The organism is Larkinella ripae (assembly GCF_054780775.1).
Genome location: NZ_BAAGVR010000014.1, coordinates 195,753 through 217,302, shown reverse-complemented (window position 1 = coordinate 217,302; position 21,550 = coordinate 195,753). Strand labels below are relative to the sequence as shown.

19 protein-coding genes are annotated in these 21,550 nt (G+C 56.2%); 8 read left to right on the top strand and 11 right to left on the bottom strand.

What is annotated here, in order from left to right; translation table 11 throughout:
- Positions 1-25: 25 nt before the first annotated feature.
- The 4 genes from ACYVHX_RS07760 (at position 26) to ACYVHX_RS07745 (ending at position 6,198) form a co-directional block, all read left to right on the top strand.
- On the top strand, positions 26-1,009 hold the full coding sequence (locus tag ACYVHX_RS07760; RefSeq protein ID WP_460671066.1) for an MlaD family protein: 984 nt from the start codon (positions 26-28) through the stop codon (positions 1,007-1,009).
- Positions 1,010-1,104: 95 nt separating this feature from the next.
- Positions 1,105-2,730 (top strand): acyl-CoA carboxylase subunit beta, encoded by a 1,626-nt coding sequence (locus ACYVHX_RS07755; protein WP_460671065.1) that lies wholly within the window; start codon positions 1,105-1,107, stop codon positions 2,728-2,730.
- A 132-nt stretch (positions 2,731-2,862) separates the two neighbouring features.
- Positions 2,863-2,985, top strand: coding sequence for a hypothetical protein (locus tag ACYVHX_RS07750; RefSeq protein WP_460671064.1), 123 nt, complete (start codon positions 2,863-2,865; stop codon positions 2,983-2,985).
- A 195-nt stretch (positions 2,986-3,180) separates the two neighbouring features.
- Positions 3,181-6,198, top strand: coding sequence for a hypothetical protein (locus ACYVHX_RS07745; protein WP_460671063.1), 3,018 nt, complete (start codon positions 3,181-3,183; stop codon positions 6,196-6,198).
- On the opposite strand, the gene ACYVHX_RS07740 is transcribed toward ACYVHX_RS07745, so the two are convergent.
- Positions 6,195-6,440 (bottom strand): hypothetical protein, encoded by a 246-nt coding sequence (locus tag ACYVHX_RS07740; protein WP_460671062.1) that lies wholly within the window; start codon positions 6,438-6,440, stop codon positions 6,195-6,197. The two genes, ACYVHX_RS07745 and ACYVHX_RS07740, sit on opposite strands and share 4 nt — an antisense overlap.
- Positions 6,441-6,847: 407 nt before the next feature.
- On the bottom strand, positions 6,848-7,165 hold the full coding sequence (locus tag ACYVHX_RS07735) for a thioredoxin family protein (protein ID WP_460671061.1): 318 nt from the start codon (positions 7,163-7,165) through the stop codon (positions 6,848-6,850).
- Positions 7,166-7,377: 212 nt separating this feature from the next.
- On the opposite strand from ACYVHX_RS07735, the gene ACYVHX_RS07730 reads away from it, so the two are divergent.
- The 4 genes from ACYVHX_RS07730 (at position 7,378) to ACYVHX_RS07715 (ending at position 10,374) form a co-directional block, all read left to right on the top strand.
- On the top strand, positions 7,378-8,595 hold the full coding sequence (locus tag ACYVHX_RS07730; protein ID WP_460671060.1) for a PAS domain-containing sensor histidine kinase: 1,218 nt from the start codon (positions 7,378-7,380) through the stop codon (positions 8,593-8,595).
- Positions 8,573-9,628: a response regulator gene (locus tag ACYVHX_RS07725; protein WP_460671059.1), complete on the top strand. Its 1,056-nt coding sequence runs from the start codon at positions 8,573-8,575 to the stop codon at positions 9,626-9,628. Before ACYVHX_RS07730 ends, ACYVHX_RS07725 begins: the two co-directional genes overlap by 23 nt.
- Positions 9,629-9,733: 105 nt before the next feature.
- Positions 9,734-9,970 (top strand): hypothetical protein, encoded by a 237-nt coding sequence (locus ACYVHX_RS07720; protein ID WP_460671058.1) that lies wholly within the window; start codon positions 9,734-9,736, stop codon positions 9,968-9,970.
- Complete coding sequence (locus ACYVHX_RS07715; RefSeq protein WP_460671057.1) at positions 9,967-10,374, top strand: PIN domain-containing protein; 408 nt, start codon at positions 9,967-9,969, stop codon at positions 10,372-10,374. The genes ACYVHX_RS07720 and ACYVHX_RS07715 overlap by 4 nt, the downstream gene beginning before the upstream one ends.
- Before the next feature lie 55 nt (positions 10,375-10,429).
- Here ACYVHX_RS07715 and ACYVHX_RS07710 read toward each other — a convergent pair whose 3' ends face one another.
- From ACYVHX_RS07710 to ACYVHX_RS07670, 9 genes are all read right to left on the bottom strand, one after another.
- Positions 10,430-11,338 carry an SMP-30/gluconolactonase/LRE family protein gene (locus ACYVHX_RS07710; protein WP_460671056.1) on the bottom strand — a complete coding sequence of 303 codons (909 nt, stop codon included), beginning with the start codon at positions 11,336-11,338 and terminating at the stop codon, positions 10,430-10,432.
- A 78-nt stretch (positions 11,339-11,416) separates the two neighbouring features.
- Complete coding sequence (locus tag ACYVHX_RS07705; protein WP_460671055.1) at positions 11,417-12,523, bottom strand: bile acid:sodium symporter family protein; 1,107 nt, start codon at positions 12,521-12,523, stop codon at positions 11,417-11,419.
- A 182-nt stretch (positions 12,524-12,705) separates the two neighbouring features.
- The gene (locus ACYVHX_RS07700; RefSeq protein ID WP_460671054.1) at positions 12,706-13,986 is read right to left on the bottom strand and encodes an amidohydrolase/deacetylase family metallohydrolase; all 1,281 of its coding nucleotides are present in this window, start codon (positions 13,984-13,986) and stop codon (positions 12,706-12,708) included.
- Between the two features lie 48 nt (positions 13,987-14,034).
- Positions 14,035-15,252 carry an aminotransferase class V-fold PLP-dependent enzyme gene (locus tag ACYVHX_RS07695; RefSeq protein ID WP_460671053.1) on the bottom strand — a complete coding sequence of 406 codons (1,218 nt, stop codon included), beginning with the start codon at positions 15,250-15,252 and terminating at the stop codon, positions 14,035-14,037.
- Between the two features lie 10 nt (positions 15,253-15,262).
- Positions 15,263-16,720: a PQQ-dependent sugar dehydrogenase gene (locus ACYVHX_RS07690; RefSeq protein ID WP_460671052.1), complete on the bottom strand. Its 1,458-nt coding sequence runs from the start codon at positions 16,718-16,720 to the stop codon at positions 15,263-15,265.
- A gap of 2 nt (positions 16,721-16,722) precedes the next feature.
- Positions 16,723-17,163 (bottom strand): c-type cytochrome, encoded by a 441-nt coding sequence (locus ACYVHX_RS07685; protein WP_460671051.1) that lies wholly within the window; start codon positions 17,161-17,163, stop codon positions 16,723-16,725.
- 23 nt (positions 17,164-17,186) lie between these two features.
- Positions 17,187-18,947, bottom strand: a complete 1,761-nt coding sequence (locus ACYVHX_RS07680) for a c-type cytochrome (protein ID WP_460671050.1) — start codon at positions 18,945-18,947, stop codon at positions 17,187-17,189.
- Between the two features lie 35 nt (positions 18,948-18,982).
- Positions 18,983-20,236, bottom strand: a complete 1,254-nt coding sequence (locus ACYVHX_RS07675) for an amidohydrolase/deacetylase family metallohydrolase (RefSeq protein ID WP_460671049.1) — start codon at positions 20,234-20,236, stop codon at positions 18,983-18,985.
- Between the two features lie 4 nt (positions 20,237-20,240).
- Positions 20,241-21,461, bottom strand: a complete 1,221-nt coding sequence (locus ACYVHX_RS07670) for an aminotransferase class V-fold PLP-dependent enzyme (RefSeq protein WP_460671048.1) — start codon at positions 21,459-21,461, stop codon at positions 20,241-20,243.
- Positions 21,462-21,550: the final 89 nt, after the last annotated feature.

Below are 21,550 nucleotides of genomic sequence, written 5' to 3'. Positions count from 1 at the left end.
CATTCATTCCTTCACACATCCACGCATGAATATTTCAAAAGAAGCAAAAGTTGGCATCCTGGCGGTGGTAACACTGGTGATGCTCTATTTCGGATTTAATTTCCTCAAAGGTTCCGATATTTTTTCCAGCTCCAACAAATACGTCGTTGTGTATGATAACGTCGATGGCCTGACGCCCTCAAACCCCGTCCAACTCAACGGCTTGAACGTCGGACGGGTCGATCGGATCGATATTTTACAGACCCGGAACAATCAGCTGCTGGTTACGCTCGACATCGACAAACGGATCGGGATCGGCAGGGGCTCCAAAGCCATTCTGGCCGATGCCGGTGTGCTGGGCGGCAAACTCATCGTGCTGCAAATCAATCAATCCGCCAGTCAGCTCGAAAAAGGCGATACGCTGCTCAGCGGCAAAGAAGCCGGGCTGACTTCGCTGATCAAGGAAAAAACGCTGCCGGTTTTGAACAGCGTCGATTCGCTGACGATCAACCTGAACAGAATCGTCAAACAGTTCGACCGGACGGGCCTCATTCTGAACCGGACGCTGGAAGGCGTGGAAACCACCACCGGCGCCGTCCAGCTGACGATCGGCGAAAACCGGGAGAACATCCGGCGGCTGATGACGAACCTCGGCAACCTGTCGGCGTCGCTGGCCGAAACCGAGAAGGAAATCAAACCGCTGCTGTCGAAAGCCGGCACCTTTGCCGATTCGCTGAACGCCCTGAAACTGAGCGAGACGCTGGCGAACGCCAACCAATCCATCGGAACGCTGCAACAGATGCTGGCTGATATCAACAGCGGCAAAGGAACCCTGGGCAAACTGAAGGGCGACGAAGCGCTGTACAAAAATGTCAATGGCGCCACGGCCAGCCTGGAAAAACTGCTGACCGATTTCCGGGAAAACCCGAAACGGTACGTTCATTTCTCGCTGTTTGGGCGGAAAGAAAAGAAAGCCGCGACGAGCCCGGCGCAGAGCGCGACGGTTGTTGTTTCGGATTCAACGCAATAAGAAAACCGACAAATTGGCAAGACCTGCAAGGTTTTTAAAACCCTGCAGGTCTTTTTAGTTTTGGTCTTTTCGCTTAAAAACCGCACCCGACCCCGATGATCCCACTTCTGGACGAATTAAACCGCAAGGCGGCCCACACCCAACTCGGCGGTGGCCCGAAAAAGATCGAAGACCAGCACCGCAAGGGCAAACTGACCGCCCGCGAGCGCATTGCCTACCTGATCGATGCCGGTTCGGCGTTCATCGAGATCGGCTTGTTTGTGGGCGAAGGCATGTACGCCGAACACGGCGGTTGTCCGTCGGGGGGCGTGGTGGTTGGCATCGGCTACGTATCGGGGCAGCAGTGCGTGATCGTGGCGAATGATGCGACCGTCAAAGCCGGAGCCTGGTTTCCGATCACGGCCAAAAAGAACCTCCGGGCGCAGGAAATCGCGATGGAAAACCGCCTGCCGATCATTTACCTGGTCGATAGCGCGGGTGTTTACCTGCCGTTGCAGGACGAGGTCTTTGCCGACAAAGAGCATTTCGGACGGATTTTCCGGAACAACGCCCAGATGTCGGCGCTGGGCATCGTGCAGATTGCGGCCATCATGGGCAGTTGCGTGGCGGGTGGGGCCTACCTGCCGATCATGTCGGACGAAGCCCTGATTGTGGAGGGAACCGGCTCTATTTTTCTGGCCGGCCCGTATCTGGTCAAAGCCTCGATTGGCGAAGAGGTTGATGCCGAAACGCTCGGCGGAGCCAGCACCCACAGCGAGATTTCGGGCGTCACCGACAACAAATACCCCGACGACAAAAGTTGTCTGGACGCCATTCGCCGGATTTTTGATAAAATCGGCGAGTCGGGCAAGGCCGGTTTTAACCGCGCGGAACCGGCCAAACCGGCCCGGAATCCGCAGGAAATTTACGATTTGCTGCCGGCCGACCGCGTTAAACCGTACGACATGCGCGAGATCATTGCCCGTTTGGTCGATCATTCCGAATTTGACGAATACAAGGAAGCATACGGCCAGACCCTTCTGTGCGGGTATGCGCGCATCGACGGCTGGGCCGTGGGCCTTGTTGCCAACCAGCGGAAGGTGGTGAAAGCAAAAGGCCGGACGGGCGCGGGTGGCACCAACGGTCCGGGCGAAATGCAGATGGGCGGGGTCATCTATTCCGACTCGGCCGACAAAGCCGCCCGGTTTATCATGAACTGCAACCAGAAAAAAATACCGCTGGTGTTTTTGCAGGATGTGACCGGTTTTATGGTGGGCAGCCGGTCGGAGCAGGGCGGAATTATTAAGGATGGCGCCAAGATGGTCAACGCCATGGCGAACTCGGTGGTGCCGAAGTTTACGGTGGTGGTCGGAAATTCCTACGGCGCGGGCAATTACGCCATGTGCGGCAAAGCCTACGACCCCCGGCTGATGGTGGCCTGGCCCACGGCGCAGATGGCAGTGATGAGCGGAGCTTCGGCGGCCAAAACGCTGCTGCAGATTCAGGTGGCCTCGATGAAAGCCAAAGGCGAAACCATTACGCCCGAAAAAGAGCAGGAACTCCTGCAAAAAATTACGAATCAATACAACGAACAGCTTTCGCCTTACTTTGCCGCTTCCCGGCTCTGGGTCGACGCCGTGATCGACCCGCTCGAGACCCGCACCTGGATTTCGGTGGGCATCGAAGCCGCCAACCACGCGCCGATCACCAAACCGTTCAACGTCGGCGTCATTCAGACCTAAGCGTTTCACCGTCAGTATGTTAGGTTCAAACAATCGGTCCGGCCAGGCGATTCTATCCTTTTCAATTCCTGGAAGAAATGGACACGTTTGTGGTAAAGCGAACCGTTCGGGCCAAAGCCGATCGGCGAAACCGTGCTGTCCATCACCGACGATGTGGGGCCGGAAAAAGGGGCCGAAGACCGGTTTAAACGCTCGGAAAAGGGCTGGGACGAAATCCTGAAAAGCTCGAAAACCGTGGTGGAAGCAAACCCGTAAAACCGGTGGCAGCGCGTATTTTCTGCGCCCTCGCACGGAGGAGTAAGCGCGCAAAAACCGCCTGCGTTCCGGTTTTTTGCACCAATCGAAACCGGACGGCTTGTAGCTTCCTTCAGAACTACTTAGATTCAGGCAACCGTTTTGGCTTCGGGCGTTCGACGCTCATGACACTGCAAAAGCCGTCCGGTTGCGCGCATGCAGGAACTCTACACGAAAGAAAATTTTGCGACGAACTACCGAAAAACCGACTACGTGTTTGTGGGCGTCACGGGCCACCGTGATCTGCTTCCCGGCACCGAACCGGTTATCCGGGCGGCCGTTCAGGCCAGGCTGGCAGCCATTCGGCAAGAGGCCGGCAAACCGGTCCTGCTGATTTCAGCCTATGCCAAAGGGGCCGATCAACTGGTGGCCGAATGCGCCGAACAGCTGCCGGATACGGTTTTTTGCCTGCCACTCACGATGCCGGCGCAGCACTACAGCGCGGATAATTTTGCTGATCCGGAGGACGAATCAGCGCGGCTTGCTTTTGAGAAACGCCTGGAAAAACCGGCTACCATCCGGGTCGGACTTTTTGAGGACTATTCCGGTCAATTGACCACCCGCCAACGGAAGGCGGGGTACGAAGAGTTGGGGAAATTTCTGACCGAATCCTGCGATCACCTCATTGCGCTCTGGGACGGGGTCGATGGCGGTGGGGTGGGAGGAACATCCGACGTGGTGCGCATGATGGTGTTGGGAAAGAGCCTGATGGGCACCACGATCAAGCGCCCGGCCCGCCCGCAGGCCCTGCATCAGTTGGTGGTGCCCCGCCGGCAAAACCATTTTCCGATTGGGCGCCGGTTTGCCCGAAATCAGGTGGACTGGCCCGTGGCCGAGCCGTACAGCTGGGTCGAAACCAGGCTGGAAAACCGGCGCGTGTCCCGCTGGCAGAACCTGAAGCGGGCCGCGTCGAAACTGCCCTTTTTGTATTATGTGATTGGCGGAGGCATTCTGCTGCTCTGCGGGATCGATCTTCTTAAAACCTGGTATCCGGAACAGGATTTATGGACCTGGGGCATCATCAGCGGTTTGTACGGGGCAGCGGGCTGGGCGTTCGTGAAGTACAATCCGGTGCGGGAGCTGCTCTTGCAGTTTGTTTATCCGCTGGTCATTGCTAGTGCGATTTTGACGCTCGGTACGGCCGGATTCATGCAGGCCCGGCTGGGCAACAGCGTCGATAGTTTTTTCGGAGCCGCCAATCTGATCACGCTCAATACGTCGGTTTTTTCAATGCTGGAGGAATCTCCGCCGGAAGATGCAAAAGCCAAAAAGAGTCTTTCAAAGGAGGAAGAGTCGGACGGCAAAAAAATTGAGTTGAATGCCTGGCTGAAAACCGCCCGGATTCTGGGCGGTTTTCTGGCGGGTTACGCCTTCATTCTGGCGTTTGCACTGGCGGCTGGCAAAGAGAACATCGGGCGGTTTATGTTTTTTCTGCACCGTCGGTTCTGGGGCCGTTTCAGCGTTGTGGTTGGCGACGGAATTATGGCCATCGACGTGGCCTACGATCTGGCCAAAAACCGGAAAGAGCGCGTTGTTTTTCTGACCGACCTGAGCGATCCGGCTTCGCTCGCGTTGCTGACCGATCAGCGAATCTGGCTTTTTCAGGGCAAAAGCACTTCCCGCCAGGCCATTTTGAAGACGTTTTTCTGGCAGGCCAACGAAGTTTATGTCATCAGCGAATCCGACGAAAACAATTTTCGCTGCGCCCAGGAGCTGGATGAGTTGTTCGTGCTGAAACACAAAACCGGGTCGTCGGAAAAGGGCCCGCAGCCGAAGTGGTATGTCCATTTGCAGAACATCCGGCAGCGCTCCCTGCTCCAGCAGATCGCCCGGCAGTATCTGCACACGTTCAGCATCAGTGAAAATACGGCCCGGCGGCTGCTCCTGCGCTACCCGATTGACCGGTTTCGGGCGGCTGAAAAAACCGGGATCGCCCAAGTGATTCTGATCGGATTCGACCAGCTGGCGGAGCAGATTGCCCTGTCCTGCCTGCGGTTGGGGCATTACACCACGTCCCGGCACCTGCACATCAAGGTGTATTACCCGGAAGCCGATCGGCCGAACGTGGAAGCCTTCCGGAAGGCGCATCCTGAACTGGAACCGGTGAGCAAAATCCAGCAGCTCGTCGGCGCGGGTTCGACCCAGGAAACCGTCCGGCGGTATACGTTTCTGTCGAAAAACCGCTCGATTATTGATTTTGAACCTTTGCCCACGGCCGAACGGGAATTAATCGACGCCCAGTTCTCGCTCTATGACTACCTGACGCCCGAGCGGGCCGTCAGCATCTACGTTTGCCTGCCAACCGGCCTGGAGTCGGCTTCGCTGCTGGGGAGTATTCTGCCCCGGATCGAATGGCTCAAGCTGGGAAAACCGGCGGGCCAGCGCCAGATCGATGTGCAGGTTTTCTGCTTCTATAATTTCCCCGACCCGGATGAGGAGCAGTATGTCGAAATGAAACTCAACGGCCTGGCGTCGTACGTGCCGGTGACCTGTTTCGGGAATCTGATTCACGAGTGCACGGTTCACGCGATTAAGAACGAGTCGTTCAATCGGCTGGCCCGGCAAATTGCCCTGTTGTACGCCAGTTTATACCCCAATGAAGACGTGCTGGATACGCTGGGTTCCCTCCGGGAGCATCTTACAAAGTGGTCGATTGATAACCAAACCGCCTGGCATCCGGACCCCAACCAGGCCAATGTGGAAAAAACCCGGCATTTGCTGGCTCAACTGGCGACGATCGACCCGGAACAGGTTAAGAACTGGGCCGACGAATGCTGGCTCAACATCAACGAAGTTGATCGCTGGGCCAACATTCAGGCGGCTGACCATGCCTGGGTGAAGCTCCGGTTGATGGGTCGGAAATGGGACGAAATTGACCCCCTGCGATGGGACGATTACTGGACGCCGGGCGAAATTGCCGAACTGGGGGAAGTGGAACACCGGCGCTGGAATGCCGAAAAGCTGTTGCTGGGCTGGTTTCCGGTGCCGGATAAAGCGCTGTGGAAAAAGCATAAAAAAGAGCTTCGCGCGCAGAAACACCACCATTTTCTGGCCCTTTTCGACGGGCCGGGCGGTTTGCCCGAAGAAGAGCAGAACAAGGATTTTACGCAGGTTGTCGGACTCCCGTATTTTTTCAGCGCGCTGCGGGCCGCGAACGAAGAAGTACCTATTTAGACGGGTTCGTAAGTTGCCTCGAAGATGTCCGGTTTGCAGGGATAACATTCACCTTTGATGCCCCTGATGATGTAATCACCCCGATCGGCGGTCAGGTCGCCTTCGAGCGTGGGAATACTCAGCGACTCCGGGGTTTTGCCGGGTGTCAGGGACCGCCCAACCAACTGTTCGATTTCAGCCTGATTGGCGCCGTTCCAGCGAAGGGCATCGATGACAACCGGTTTTTTACGATACTGGGACATGGTCTGGATAACAGGGCCAGAAAGGTGCCTGAAGACCTAACGCTCAGAAACCGTAAAGTGCTATAAAAAGCGGCTGCAATCGCATTCTTTTCAAAACCGCCGTCGGGGCGCAACGGGGGTGTCGGCGGGCGGTTCTAAGGTAATTTTAAGTTTTTCTTAAGCTCGCTCTTAATTCTCCGGTGTTACTTGCAGTTGATTCGCCCGTCCGGGCGATCGGCCCAACCGGCCGGATCGAAAGCGGTTTTGCCGGTGATGCCGAAAATAATAGCCTAGTCGAATATGTTTTGAGTAAGATGGTAGCAGGAACCCTGCCGGGGCGGTTTAGACCACTGGCAGGGTTTTGTTTTCCTGACTTTTCAACACAACGTTTCCGAACAGCAAGTCGACCGGGTACTCCTGTTACTTTTTTACCAGTTGGCCGCTTCCTGTAAACGCTCGGTCAGGAGCCGGCTTAGCTCCGCCGAATTGAGCAAACCCATGTGCCGCCAGATTTCGATGCCCTGTTTCAGCAGCACGAACGAGGGCAGTTGCTGCACACCAAAACTGCGGACTACTTCGGGGTGCATGAGCTGATCGACGCGGGTGATCCGGACGCAATCGCCCACTTCCGCCCGGACCCGTTCCAGCAGCTGGCTGATCGGTTGCGTCGGTACAGTGGGGACAAAGACCAGCAAAACCGCTGTTTTAGCAGGGACGATGAGAGGGTGAAAAAGAGCCGTTTCCATACAACAGACGGTTGTTTGACGATCAAAATGGGTTTCTGGTTTACGGGATTCTGGCCGCCCGGTTTTGTAAAATTGCTTCTTTTGTGCCGGAGCAACCCTGAGGCTGGTTAGCTTCGGAACTGACAGTTGTCAGGGGGCGGCTCATTTTTTCCGTTTATCTTGCACGTAATCCCCGGATCCGCTTTTCTTTGCAGGAAACCGGATGATACCGTATGATTACCGACCTGTTTCCTGCCGTTTTTGCCAATGCCACCATCGGGATTATCCTGTCAAACAGCCGGGGCCGGATGATTTCGGTCAGTCAGTTCGCGCTTAAACTGTTTGGCTATTCCGAAACCGAAATGGTGGGGCAGCCCATCGAACTGCTGGTGCCCGATCCGCTGGTTGACCTGCACAAAAACCTCCGAAAATCGTTCAACGCCCATCCGGAAGTGCGGCCGATGGGCCACGGGCGCGATTTACACGTGAAGCGGAAAGACGGTTCTCTGTTTCCGGCCGAAATCAGCCTGAGCTATTTTCACCAGGAGGAAGAACTCTACATCGTGGCGTATATCATCGATACGACCTTTAAAAAAGAAGCCGAGCAGTCGCTGATTGAACAAAAAAACCGCATCGAGCAGTTGAACGCCGAACTGGAACAGAAAGTGGCCGACCGGACCAACGCGCTCATGGTGACGCTGCACCAGCTGGAAGTGTCGAAAGACGAACTTTCCAAAGCCCTGACGACCGAGCGCGAACTGGGCGAACTCAAATCCCGGTTTGTGTCGATGGCGTCGCACGAGTTCCGGACGCCCCTGAGCGCCATTCTGACTTCCGCCGATCTGCTCAACAAGTATACGACGACCGAGCAACAGGACAAGCGAAACCGTCACATCCAGCGGATCAAAGCGTCGGTCAACCACCTGAACGACATTCTGGAAGAGTTTCTGTCGGTCGGCAAACTGGAAGAAGGGAAAATTGAAGCATCGTATTCCCTGTTCGATCTGACCGAACTGACCGCCAGCGTCGTTGCCGACGTTCAGGGAATGCTGAAAGAAGGGCAAACGATCCAAACCGAGTCCGATTGCAGCGGTAACGTCTGGCTGGACCCCTCGCTGGTGCGCAAGATGCTGGTTAATCTGCTGTCGAACGCCATTAAATACTCCGGCGAACACAAGCCGATCCGGGTGCGGCTGTATGGCCGCGACGGCCAGGTCCGGATTTCGATTCAGGATGAAGGCATTGGGATGTCGGAAGAGGACCAGAAGCACCTGTTTGAGCGGTTTTACCGGGCTAAAAACGCCACGGCCATTCAGGGAACGGGGCTGGGCCTGCACATTGTCGCCCAGTACCTGGCGCTGCTGAACGGCACCATCGACTTCCAAAGTCACCTTAACCGGGGAACCACCGTCACCCTTTCCTTCCGTTATGAAAACGATTCTGCTTATTGAAGACAATACCGACATTCGGGAAAATACCGCCGAGATTCTGGAACTCGCCAGCTACCACGTTCTGACGGCGGAAAATGGCAAAACCGGCGTTGAAAAAGCCCTGGCGACCAAACCGGATCTGGTGATCTGCGACATTATGATGCCGGTTCTGGACGGCTACGGGGTGCTCCATATTTTCAATAAAAACCCGGATCTGTCGGGCGTACCGTTTATTTTTCTGACCGCCAAAACCGAGCGCGCCGACTTTCGCCGGGGCATGGAAATGGGCGCGGATGACTACCTAACCAAACCGTTCGACGAAATTGAACTGCTGAACGCGGTGGAAGGACGTCTGAAGCGCTTCGACCAGATGCGGCCCGCATACGAACCGACCAAAGCCGGGTTGGTGCAGTTTCTGGACGATGCCCAAACCGCCACCGGCATCGACTCGCTGACCGTAGACCGGAAAGGCCATTTGATTCGGAAAAAGCAGTTTGTGTATTCGGAGGGCGACGAGCCGCTGCGCTTGTATTTTGTGCAGTCCGGCCGGGTGAAAACCTTTAAAACCAACCCGGATGGCAAGGAATTTATCACCGGTTTGTATCAGCCGGGTGATTTTTTTGGCTATGTGAGCCTGCTGGAGCAAACCGATCAGACGGATTCGGCCGTGGCGCTGGAAGACTCGGAGCTGGTCTACATCCCGCGCGAATTCTTTATCGATCTGGTTTCGCGCGACGGCGAAGTGTCCCGGCGGTTTGTGCAACTGCTGGCAAACCGCGTCACCGACCGGGAGCAGCAACTGCTCGGCATGGCCTACAACTCGCTGCGCCGGCGGGTCGCCGACACGTTGCTGCGGCTTCACGGAAGTTTGCAACACGGAACCAGCCAGCCGGTGATCCAGTTTTCGCGCGACGATCTGGCCGCGATGGTCGGCACAGCCACCGAATCGCTGATCCGGACGCTGAGCGAATTCAAAACCGACGGTTTGATCGAGATCAGCGGGACCACCATTCGCCTGCTGCAACCCGAAAAGTTAAAGCGGTCGCGGTGGTAGGAGGATTTACGAAGGATATGCAAATTGCCGAAGCCCTGGTTTTGCTGTAACTTAGAACCTAAATCGAATGGACCCGGTTTTTAATTAGAAAGAAAGGAGGCCGATATGACTCACACCATCATTATTGAAACACAGAATGATACCCTTTTTGAGCAGGTCAAAGCGTTTGCCAAGCAGTTGGGTCTGCCCTTTTCTGAGCAGCATAGGGATACAAAACCAGCCGATCAGCAAGAAGCCCTGAACCAATTTTTCGGAAGCTGGGAGGGGGAAGAAACCGGCGAAGAACTGGTCCGCCGGATTTACAGTGCTCGTAATGATCGTCCGCGCGATGTCGAATTATGAGTTATTTACTGGATACCAACATTTGCATTTACTTATTCAGGGGGCAGTACGATCTGGATCGAAAAATTAGCCAGGTCGGCATTACTTCCTGCTTCCTGTCAGAAATTACGATTGCTGAGCTTCTTTACGGTGTTGAAAATAGCGACCCGGGCCGCCGGACCAAAAACCGGGAAAATCTAAATTGGTTACGCACGGCATTTGCAGGCCGGATTTTAGTGATCGGACTAAGTTTTCCTGAATATGCCCGGCAGAAAACAGCCTTGAAACGAATCGGGCGGCCGGTCGGTGAGTTTGACCTCTTAATCGGATCAACGGCAATTACGCATAATCATACGTTAGTGACGCGCAATTTCCGTGATTTTGAAAACATGGATCGAATCAAACTGGCGAACTGGATCGACTAAGTGATGGAAACTACCGGAGACGTTTTCGGACGGTTTTCTCCCGGCAACCAAACGTTTATTTCTTCCGCATCGTCCACTCCCGGCCCGGTTTGTCGACCCGGAAGCTTTCAAGGTTGCCCTGGTCCTGGAGCGTGACGTAGGCCGTACGGCCGTCTTTACCGCCAAAACAGATGTTCGTGGGCCGTTTGCCGACTAGCTGGATTTCCTCAATCACCTTGCCATCGGGCGACACCTTGGCGACGGTGCCTTTGCCGTGCCGGGTTACGTACAGATTGCCGTCGGCGTCGCAGCGCATGCCATCCATGCCGAAATCCGGAAACTCGATCAGCAGGCGTTTGTTGCTTACCTTGCCCTCCGCCGACAAATCGTATACCCACACTTTCCGCTGCACCGATTCGTTGACGTACAGCCGTTTCTCGTCGGGACTGACTTCGACGCCGTTGGTGGTGCCCATGTTTTCTTCCAGCAGGGTCACCTTGCCGTCCGTATCGATGCGCCAGAGGTTGCCGGTGCTGTTTTTCCAGCTCGGATCGCTGGCGTACAGGCGGTCTTTGCCGTCGATGGCGATGTCATTGGGCTGGTTCATGCGCGGTTCGTGGGCAAAAACCTGGACGGTTTTCGAGCCGGCCGCCACTTTCAGGATGTTGTGTTTGGGGTAATCGGCGATGAACATATCGCCTTTTTTGCTGAACCGAATTCCGTTACCAATGCTGCCTTCGGGTAACGCCACGAAGATGCTGGCTTCTCCGTTCGGGGTAATTTGCCCAATGGTGCCCTGCTTCCCGAAATTCACCGCGTAAACCGTCCCGGTTTTGTCCACCGCCGGACCTTCGACGCCGGACGTGAAACCGTTCGCGGGCGTAAATACCGTGGATTTGAATAAATCTTCCATAAAACCGGCGCTCATCAGCAACAACCCCAGCCCGCTGAGCGAGGCAACAAGGGCAAACGATCCTTTATTCATTCTGCAAGGTTGATTCGTGGATCGTTCAGGAAGTACGGGTTGGGGACCCCAAGCCCTGAACGGTCCACGGGTGTACACTTAATGACGGCGGTATTCCACTTCCTGAACCGCGTCGCGTTCTTCTTTCGGCATGCGGCTGTGCCACCACGACGCCAGAATGGAACCCGTGATGTTCATCAGCGGTCCGAAGATGGCCGGTGCCAGCCCGACCGTGGCCATTTTGCCCATTTCTTTGGCAATGCCGGACGCCAGACCGCCGTTCTGCATGCCGACCTCGATGGCCATCGTCCGGCAGTCGCGCTCGCTCATCCGGAAAAGCCGTCCCGACCAGTAGCCCAGGAAATAACCGCACAAATTATGGATCAGAACCAGTCCCAGCAGCAGCGGCCCGATGGTCAGCAGGCTGTTGCGGCCAGCCGCCGTAATGATCACGATGATAAAGGCGATGCCAAACATTGAAACGAACGGCATCAGGTTGTCCAGCCAGACGGCTTTCCCGCTGAGGAATTTATTGAACAGCAGCCCCGCACCGATGGGAATGATCACCATTTTGGCAATATCAAACATCATGGCGACGGTGTCGATTTCGACAAAAGCACCGGCCAGCATTTTCATCAAAACCGGCGTGATGAACGGGGCCATCATGGTCGAAACGGCGGTGATGGTAATCGACAGCGCGAGGTTGGCTTTCGCCAGGTACGAAATCACGTTGGACGCCATGCCGTTGGGTGAACACCCGATCAGGATGATGCCGGCTGCGATTTCGGGCGGCAACCCGCTGATGCTGGCCAGAAAATAGCCCAGGCTGGGCATAATGAGAAAGTGACTGATGACCCCGATCAGAACGCCTTTCGGCATGCGAATGACACCCACAAAATCGTCCAGACTCATAGAGGTTCCCATGCCGAACATGATGAGCTGGATCAGGGGGGTAATGAGCGAGCTGAACTTGAAATCACCCGCCGAAACAAAATACTGCGGATAATACAGGGCGGTGGTGACCGCGGCAAAAATGATAACCGTGTACGAAAACCCTTTCAGATTCGGGAAGCCGCGAAAGGCGATGGCAACGCCCAGAAAAAACGCAATCAGGAAGGGCCCCGCCATCGGCAAATTACCGCTGACCATCAATCCCAGCGCAACCAGCAGACACACCCCCGCCAGACCCAAAAGCAATTTATACATGATATTTCTCAGAAGGTTTAGGAAAAAACATTCCCAAATATAAGGATTTACGGTATTCGGTGGTCGGTTTACGGTTTTCAGTTGGCTAGCGCCTGCAAAGAAGGCGTCAGCCCCGCGTATCGACGGCCCGGCGTAAACTGAAAACCGTGAACCGTAAACTGAATACCGAATACCGAATACCGTCACTGCGGCCGCTGGCGAACGACAACCGGTTCGGCAATGCCGTTCAGATCGTAGACAATCCGGCCTTTGCGGATGGTCATTTCGCAGCTCAGCTTTTGTTTGCCTTCGATTTTATGGCCCGTGTAGTCGAAAAAACCAAAATGGCCCACATCCCGCACCGCAAATTTGCCGTCCACCAGATCCAGAATGGCGACATCGGCCTCCGAACCTTCAGTCAGTTGACCCAGTTCCGGCCGTTTGATGGCTTGCGCCGGGGCCCAGGTGCTGGCTTTGATGACACTTTTCAGATCCATGCCCATCGCCAGAAACTTCGACATCACGTTCAGCATGTCTTTCATGGCGTTGTTCATGCTGCCCGTATGAATGTCGGTGCTGATCGTGTTTGGCAGAAAACCGCCTTTAATGGCCGGAATGGCCTGTGAAAACGCAAAGCTGATGCCGCCGTAGCCCACGTCGAACAAGATGCCTTTTTTCTGCGCTTCCCAGACGAACGGTTTTAGTTTGTTGGTGGTCACGTCCAGAATCGGCTCGCGGGTGGCCAGTTGGCCGAAGCAATGCGTGAAAATATCGCCCGGCCGCAGGTGTTTCAGAAACAAATCTTCAATGGAAAGCGTCGGCTTGCTGCCGCCGAAGTCGATCATGACCGGTTTTTCGGCCAGCTTTCCGGCTTCCACGGCCCGGTCGGTGGGCGTCCAGTCGTGGCCGTTGAAGTGCGCCAGTTTGATGCCCACCACCTGATCGGGGTATTTCTTCGCCATGTCCGCCGTGGCTTTGGGGTCCATGTCCTCGATGTTCTGCTCGAACTTGCCGCCCCGCATGCCGCTGCCGACGATGTTGAGCAGGGCCAGCACGCGCGTCTGCGAGGCATCAATGGTCTGCTTCTTGAACGCTTCAAAATCCCGCCAGCCCGAGCAGCCCGCATCCACGATGGTCGTCACGCCGTTCCGGAACGTAAACCCGTCGGGCGGCAGGGCGTTGGGACCGTTGCTGTACGTCTGATCCATGTTGGTCCCGAAAAAGACGTGCGTGTGAATGTCGATCAAACCGGGCGTAACGTACAGCCCTTTGGCATTGACCACCTGCCGGGCGCCGGTGGCGTCGATGGATTTGGCGACTTTCGCAATTTTTCCGTCCAGAATCGCCACGTCCATCACCGCGTCGATGTTGTTTTTCGGGTCGATCACGTGCCCGTTCCTGATCACAATGTGGTACGGCTGCGCCAGCGCCCGGCTGCCGACGGCAACCACGAGGGCAAAAAGGAAAAGAAACCGGTTTTTCATGGGAAATAGGGTCAGGTTAGAATGACAGATCTTGACAACGTTCCGGCGTTAAACCGCCTTGGAAAGTTCTTCCTTGATGCGTTTGGCAACAATTTTCTCCTGACCCGGTTTCAGCATCCAGACCGTCACGCCGATGCTGCTCGGGCCACCGCCCCCAACCTCAATTGATGGGTCGCCGTTGCGCAGCGCTTCCTGCACCTGTTTGCCCGTCACCTTCAAAACCGCCGGATCCCACGAAATGCGGAGCGAGGGCGTGTGGTTGCCCAGCGGATTGACGCGCACCTCGGTTTTGATGCCGTTGATGGTTTTGACCGTATTTTCGACGTGCGCAACGCCTTCTTCCCAGCTTTTCCAGGTTTTGGCAAAATCCTGCGCCAGAAACTTCTCGACCGCGACGTACATGCCCAGAATTTCTTCCTTATTGACTTTCATGCCGCGTCCGATGTTGAAACCACGCGGAGGCATGTGCATCCGGGCGGCCGCAATGATGTCTTTTTTGCCCATCAGCAACCCGGCGCTCTGCGGGCCGTGCATGGCTTTTCCGCCCGACACCACCACGAAGCTGAACCCCATGTCGTTGAATTTGTACAGGTTTTCGACCGGCGGCACGTCGGCGGCAATGTCGATGGAAGTCGGAATGTTGTGCTTTTTGCCCAGCGCCACCCAGTCTTCGTGCATGATCTTGCCCTTGTCCGACTGAATGTGCAGGAAGTGCAGCAGGGCGGTTTTTTCGTTGATCGCCTTTTCCAGTTCCTCCACGGTTTCGATGTACACCATCGTGCAGCCGGTGTTGACCAGCGCGTGGTTATACACAATTTCGTGGCCTTTCTGGCAGATTACTTCCGACTTCATGCCGGTGCCTTCCAGGTGCGGCAGTTGTTCGACCTTCTTCTGATCCATGCCCGTCAGAATGCCCGCCAGCCCCAGGGTCATCCCGGCAAACGCGCCCGAGGTCACCACGGCGGCTTCCGAATGCACCAGTTTCGCAATCTTCTCGCCCACTTTATCCTCCAGTTCGTCCAGCAGACAGAATTCTTTCACGGCATAATTGATCGCGTCGAGCACTTCGTCGTGCATCAGCGAACCGGTCATGTAGGTCAGTGTTCCGGCGGCATTGATGAACGTCCGGACGCCCAGTTCCCGGAACAGATCGCGTTTGGGAGCGGCCACCGCGGCTGCTTCGGCGGCCATGGGCAGCGTGCCGACCAATCCGCCCAACAGCGGAAAGCTCGACAACCGTTTGATGAGTTTTCTTCGGCTTAGCATAAAAGTCGGGTTAGGTTTTTTTTCGGCGGTTTTTCTTGGCGGTTTTGGCGTCGGCCGGCAGCGTGATTTTCCAGATGTTACCGCCCTTTCCGCCGTATTCGATGATGTATACGGTGTTATCCACCAGCAGCGCGTCGGTCGGCTCCGTAAAACCGTCGACCAGGCGGGTGGTTTTCGTCGTGTAGTTATCGGTGGTTTTGTCGTAAGTCAGGTCGAGGTGCAGCAGGTCGCGGCCCTGTTTTTTCAGGGGATTGATGATCGTGGCATTCCGGCGCGGACCCGAATACCGGATCACAAAACCGTCCCCTTTGAACTCGTCGGCCAACTCGTTTCGGGTGTCGAAAAACAGCCCCAGCGGAGAGCTGTGCGCGTTGAACGTGCCCACGCCGACGCCCGTCGAATCGCCGTCCATGACCAGGCCGGTTTTCGGGTCGCGGTATTCGTTGGCATCCGGTCCCTGATTCAGAACCGGGCCGGTGAACTTGACGCCCGCCGGTTTTTTCGGAAAGTCTGGATCGTTGCGGAAATACCGCATCAGCCAGGCGTGGGCAAACTTGCTGATGAACGGATCTTTCTCCGGATCGGGCTGCCAGTCGGGGTATTGCTGCGGGTTGTCGATGCCGCCCCCCATCACCCACGGAAAACCGTAGTGGTGCCCCTGCCGAACCCAGAACATGTCCTCGGCGTGGTCGTAGTCGCCGGAGTTGGAAACCGCAAACAGCTTTCCGTCCGCGTCGAACGCCATGTCGTAGGCATTCCGGATGCCTTCGGCGTAAACGTACCCGTCGGCTTTCAGCTTCGCCAGATCATCCGGCAGTTCCAGATTTTTCACGCCCACCGGAAACCGGAAAATTTTGGCCGTCAGCGCGTTGTCGCGGGCGTTCGGATACACCCCGCCGTTGTCCTGGACCTCGCCGTGGTCGGTCCGGGCGCCGGTGTTGACGTAAATGTATTTTTCGTCGGGGCTGATTTCCAGCGCGTTCCAGCCGTGGTCGAAGGTGGTTTTGTTGGTGCCGTATTCGACGGTGTTGAATACCACGGTCATTTCCGGTTTTTCGCCCGACGCCAACTCGTAGCGCACCATCCGGCCTTTCGTCCCTTTGTTGTCGTTCACGCTGATGTTACCCGCCAGAAACAAAGTGTTCTTCAGAAAAGCGGCCCCCTGCAGGCGCGTAATGCCGTGGTCTTCCGCCGAAAACACTTTCTCGGCCACCGGCGGCTGTCCGTTCATCTTCACCCGAAAAACGTCGCCTATGAAGGTGGTGTAATACAGATCGCCGGTGCCCGGGTGCTGAATCAGCCGCACGGCTTCGGGGCCAACGGCCAGGAAATGCTCGACCTTGATGTCGGGGCGCAGAGCCGTCGGCGGAACGGGTGTTTTGGCGTCGGGGCCCTGGGCAAACAGCAGAAACGGGCTGCACAGGAGGGTAGCCAAGGCGCCTATTTTTTTCAGGAAAGGACTTCTCATTATCATTTGTTGTTGGTCTTGGGAGCGGTTAATTTGCGGAGGTAAGCCACTAATTGCCAGCGTTGTTCGTCCGAAAAGACGTCTTTAAACGGCGGCATGTTTCCCCGCCCGTTCGACAGTTTCCAGAACAGCGCCCCGTCGGTTTGTCTGGTCACGTCGGGCTCGTGAAAGTTGGCCGGTTTCGCACCCAGCGCCCGCCCGGCTGCCCCGTCGCCGTAGCCCGCTTCGCCGTGGCAGGACGAACAAAATTCCATGAACAGTTCTTCGCCCTGCGCCAGCGTCAGCGGTTCGGTCGGGTAGTGGTTTTTCAGCGTGTCGGCCCAGGCCGGCGCCTTCCATTGATCCTGTTTCGGATCGTCGGTTTTCCGGTTTTCCGTAAATCCCAGCAATCCCAGACAACTCAGTACACAAAAACCGGCAATCAATACTTGATACGGACGCATTGAAACAAGGGTTAAGCTAACGTTTATTTCTTTGTTTTCAGCGTTTTCCGGACGGTTTTCACTTCATCGGCCGAAACCGCGCTGGCGGAATTGCCGAAGCTTTGCCGGACAAACGTCAACACTTCGGCGATGTCGTCGTCTTTCAGAAAATCGTGCTGCGGCATCACGTTGTTGTACGACTGACCTTTTACTTCAATCGGCCCTTCCAGCCCCTTCAGCAGCACTTCGATCAGCCGTTTTTTGTCGCCCAAAACCCATTCCGAGTCGGCCAGGGGCGGAAACCGCTGCGCATCGCCCCGGCCGTTGCGCTGGTGGCAGGCGGCACAATACACCGCGTAGACCTTGCTGCCCAGCACCGGCTTGTCCCGGTCCAGATTGTCGGCTACCTTGTCGGGCGTGCGGATGTTCGACATCGCCTTGCGCTTCTCCATCTGGGCCAGTTGCGCCGGTCCGAATTTGCTTTTATCGCCCTTGTAGGTCACCTTCCAGATTTTTCCTTTCTCGGTTTCGGCCAGATACAGCGATCCGTCGGGACCCACGGCAATGCCCATCGGGCGGTAAACCGCGTCGCTCACATTCACCACCGGATCAACACCCGCAAAACCGTCGGCAAACACCTCCCAATCGCGGCCCGGCGAGCCGTTTTTGGCGGGAACAAAGCCGATGAAATAACCGGCTTGCGGATACGGGGCGCGGTTGGTCGATCCGTGGAAGGCAATGAACGCGCCGTTTTTATAGTGTTCCGGAAAGCCATTCTGGGCGTCGTTGCCGCGGTAAAACACCAGATCGTTGGGCGCCCAGTGCGCTGGAAAACCGATGACCGGCTGCTCATACTCCGCGCCTTTGCCCGGTTTTTTGCCGTCGCCACCATATTCCGGATTCAGCAGTTTTTTCTTTTTTTCCTGATCGTAGTAGTAATACGGCCAGCCCGCGTCCATGCCGTCTTTCACGCGCAAAAACTCTTCGGAAGGCAAAACCGCACTTTCCCAGGGCGAATACAAACCGGCCCACAGCATCAGAAAGTCATCGCGACCATGCTGCACGGTGTAGAGCGTCTGGTCGGCCGGATTCCAGTCCAGGGCGACGATACTGCGTAAACCGGTGGCGTAGCGGTAACCGTCTTTCTGCGTCTGACCCGGTTTGTTGGCATCGAACCGCCAGATGCCGCCGTGGTCGGAAAGCATGCCGCAGGGGTCCTGCCCCGGCGAACTCGGAATGCGGTTTTTTTCCTGGCAGGCGTTGGAACCGGCCCCGAACGGCACGTACATGTACCCTTTATCATCGAACGCAACCGGTTTGGTGATGTGTTCGTGCATGCCGTGGGCGTGGTCGTCGATCAGAATCACTTCTTCCGGCCCTTCGGGCACCAGCTTGCCGGGCGTCAGTTTATACCGGTACACGATCAGTTCGGAACTGAAATACAGGTAGCCATTGTGAATCCGCATGGCGGTGCCGTAAGCGCGCTCCCGCTCCCGACCCCCAAACCGCTTGATGAGATCGGCGCGGCCGTCGCCGTTGGTGTCGCGCAGGGCCATCACCGACTCGCCTTTGTCGCGCGCAAACCGGGCTTTGACGTAAATATCACCGTTGGCGTTGACGGCAAGGTGCCGGGCGCGCCCGGGCAAGCTATCGACGACGACCGTGGCTTCGAAGCCTTCGGGCAGAAAAAGACCGCCGTTGTCCACCGTCCGAACCGGCAGGGTGTTTACGGGCTCATCGCGCCGGACAAAACCGGCAACCGCCAGCAACGCCAGGATCAGGCTTTTGATGTAGTATTTTGACATTCAAGGATTTAGGAAACTATAGTGAAAACTTAGGGTCAATTTTGGGAAACCACCAGCGGATTGGCAATGCCGTTGAGATCGTACACGATTTTGCCCCCTTTGATGGTCATTTCGCATTCAAATTTCTTTTTGCCTTCCATCCGGTACCCGGTTTTGTCGTAAAAGCCAAAATTGCCTTCGCGCATGCTCAGGATGGCGACGTCGGCAATGGCGCCCACCGACAGATGGCCCAGCATTTCGCGCCTGATCACCTGCGCCGGAGTCCAGGTGCTGGCTTTGATGACGTCCGGCACGGGCACGCCCATCACGACGAATTTGGACATGATACTCAAAATGTCTTTCATGGAGCCGTTCATGCTGCCGGTGTGCAAATCGGTGCTGATCGTGGTGGGGTAAAAACCGGCTTTGATGGCCGGAATGGCCTGGGAATAATTGAAGCTCGCTCCGCCGTAGCCCACGTCGAAAACGATGCCTCTTTTTCGGGCTTCCCAGACGAACGGTTTGACGTTTCCGCTGGCTTCATCCACAATCGTTTGCCGAACATTCCCTTCCAGCAGCGTGTAGGTATGCGTGAAAATATCGCCCGGCCGCAGGTGTTTCAGAAACAGGTCTTCCAGCGACAAAGGCGGGTCGTGCATTCCAAAATCGATCATCACGGGCATATTCGCCAGCTTTCCGGCTTCCACGGCCCGGTCAACGGGTGTCCAGGTGCCGCCCATGAAGTGCGCGACTTTAAAGCCGACCACATCGTTTTTGTTGCCGAGGGCCATTGCTGCCGCCATTTTGGGGTCCATATCGGTCGTATCCTGCTCCCAGTTGCCACCCCGCATGCCTTCGCCCACAATGTTCAGCAGCGACAGAACCCGCGTTTTTGACGAAAAAATGATGTTTTTCTTAAACGCCGGAAACGACTGCCAGCCCGCGCCCCCCGCATCGACGATGGTGGTAACGCCCACGCGAAACGTAAACCCGTCGGGCACGACGGCCACCAGACCGTTGCTCAGGTAGTGATTCGGCTCGGTGCCGAAATAAACGTGGCCGTGGATGTCGATCAGACCGGGGGTGATGTACATGCCCTTGGCGTTGACCACCTGTTTGCCCTGGCGCGCGTCGATGGTTTTGGCCACCAGCGCAATCCTGCCGTCGTTGATGGCCACATCCAGCACCTCGTTGATGTTGTTTTTCGGATCGATGAGCCGACCGCCTTTGATGACGATGCTGTAGGTCTGGGCCTGCACCAGACCGCTGATCAGACCAGCCACAATCAGGGCGAAAAGCGACTTTTGCATGCTTTTAAACCGCTGCTTTGGATAATTCTTCCTTCAGGCGTTTGGCGACGATTTTCTCTTCACCCGGTTTTAACATCCAGGTTGTGAGGCTGATGCCGTTCTGCTCGCCCACAATTTCGATGGACGGGTCGCCTTTGCGCAGCGCTTCCTGCAAGGATTTGGCGGTCAGGTTGACCTTCGCAGGTTCCCAGCTAATCCGGAGCGTCGGCGTGTGGTTGCCCAATTCGGGCCGGAAGGTTTCGGTGGTTACACCGTTTACTTTTTTAACGGCATCGGCAATGTGAGCCACGCGGTCCTCCCAGAGTTGCCACTCTTTCTGGTGGTCCTGTTTGACGAATTTCTCCAGCGCCACGTACATGCCCAGAATTTCTTCCTTGTTGACCTTCATGCCGCGCCCGATGGTCGAACCGCGCGGGGGCATGCTCAGCCGGGCGGCATCGATCAGGTGTTTTTTGCCCATCAGCAACCCGGCGCTTTGCGGGCCGCGCATGGCTTTTCCGCCCGAGACGCAAACCAGATCGAAGCCCATTTCGTGGAATTTCCAGAGGTTTTCGACCGGCGGCACATCGGCGGCAATGTCGATCATCGTCGGAATGCTGTGCTTTTTGGCCAGGTTCACCCATTCCTGGTGCATGATCCGGCCCTTGTCCGACTGAATGTGGAGAAACCACATCAGGGCGGTTTTTTCGCTGATCGCTTTTTCAACCTCCTCCGGCGTTTCCACGAACACGATTTTACAGCCGGTATTGGTCAGCGCGTGCGAATAGCCGACATTATGCCCTTTCTGAACGATCACTTCCGATTTCATGCCGGTGCCTTCCAGTTGGGGCAGGGCCTCCACTTTTTTCTGATCCATGCCCGTCAGGACACCCGCCAGCCCCAGGGTCATGGCCGAGAAACACCCCGCCGTGACCACCGCCGATTCCGAGTGCACCAGGGCCGCGATTTTCTCCCCGACTTTGGTTTGCACATCGTCGAGCATCATGAACTCTTTCGAGGCTGCCTGAATGGTTTCCAGCACTTCGTCCTGCATCAGCGAGCCCGTCATGGCCGTATACGTACCGGCGGCATTGATGAAGGTCCGGATGCCCAGTTCTTTCACCAGGTTACGGGGCGCCAGCGCGGTTGACGCGAGGGCCGATTGTAGCGGAGCGGCACTGCCAACCAGACCGCCCAGCAACGGCACGGTCGATAATCGTTTCAGAATGGTTCTACGGCTGATCATAGGGATGAGGTAACTTAAAATCGGGAACAAAAACCTTTCCCGCCGATGGGCGGGAAAGGAATACCTATTTTTTTAATGCGGTTTATTGG

Bases quoted from the DNA above. Each gene is read 5' to 3' on its own strand.
- ACYVHX_RS07670 (WP_460671048.1), bottom strand. From the start codon at position 21,461: ATGATCAGCCGTAGAACCATTCTGAAACGATTATCGACCGTGCCGTTG.
- ACYVHX_RS07690 (WP_460671052.1), bottom strand. From the start codon at position 16,720: ATGAGAAGTCCTTTCCTGAAAAAAATAGGCGCCTTGGCTACCCTCCTG.
- ACYVHX_RS07675 (WP_460671049.1), bottom strand. From the start codon at position 20,236: ATGCAAAAGTCGCTTTTCGCCCTGATTGTGGCTGGTCTGATCAGCGGT.
- ACYVHX_RS07740 (WP_460671062.1), bottom strand. From the start codon at position 6,440: ATGTCCCAGTATCGTAAAAAACCGGTTGTCATCGATGCCCTTCGCTGG.
- ACYVHX_RS07735 (WP_460671061.1), bottom strand. From the start codon at position 7,165: ATGGAAACGGCTCTTTTTCACCCTCTCATCGTCCCTGCTAAAACAGCG.
- ACYVHX_RS07760 (WP_460671066.1), top strand. From the start codon at position 26: ATGAATATTTCAAAAGAAGCAAAAGTTGGCATCCTGGCGGTGGTAACA.
- ACYVHX_RS07685 (WP_460671051.1), bottom strand. From the start codon at position 17,163: ATGCGTCCGTATCAAGTATTGATTGCCGGTTTTTGTGTACTGAGTTGT.
- ACYVHX_RS07700 (WP_460671054.1), bottom strand. From the start codon at position 13,986: ATGAAAAACCGGTTTCTTTTCCTTTTTGCCCTCGTGGTTGCCGTCGGC.
- ACYVHX_RS07710 (WP_460671056.1), bottom strand. From the start codon at position 11,338: ATGAATAAAGGATCGTTTGCCCTTGTTGCCTCGCTCAGCGGGCTGGGG.
- ACYVHX_RS07745 (WP_460671063.1), top strand. From the start codon at position 3,181: ATGCAGGAACTCTACACGAAAGAAAATTTTGCGACGAACTACCGAAAA.
- ACYVHX_RS07695 (WP_460671053.1), bottom strand. From the start codon at position 15,252: ATGCTAAGCCGAAGAAAACTCATCAAACGGTTGTCGAGCTTTCCGCTG.
- ACYVHX_RS07680 (WP_460671050.1), bottom strand. From the start codon at position 18,947: ATGTCAAAATACTACATCAAAAGCCTGATCCTGGCGTTGCTGGCGGTT.
- ACYVHX_RS07725 (WP_460671059.1), top strand. From the start codon at position 8,573: ATGAAAACGATTCTGCTTATTGAAGACAATACCGACATTCGGGAAAAT.
- ACYVHX_RS07715 (WP_460671057.1), top strand. From the start codon at position 9,967: ATGAGTTATTTACTGGATACCAACATTTGCATTTACTTATTCAGGGGG.
- ACYVHX_RS07755 (WP_460671065.1), top strand. From the start codon at position 1,105: ATGATCCCACTTCTGGACGAATTAAACCGCAAGGCGGCCCACACCCAA.
- ACYVHX_RS07730 (WP_460671060.1), top strand. From the start codon at position 7,378: ATGATTACCGACCTGTTTCCTGCCGTTTTTGCCAATGCCACCATCGGG.
- ACYVHX_RS07705 (WP_460671055.1), bottom strand. From the start codon at position 12,523: ATGTATAAATTGCTTTTGGGTCTGGCGGGGGTGTGTCTGCTGGTTGCG.
- ACYVHX_RS07720 (WP_460671058.1), top strand. From the start codon at position 9,734: ATGACTCACACCATCATTATTGAAACACAGAATGATACCCTTTTTGAG.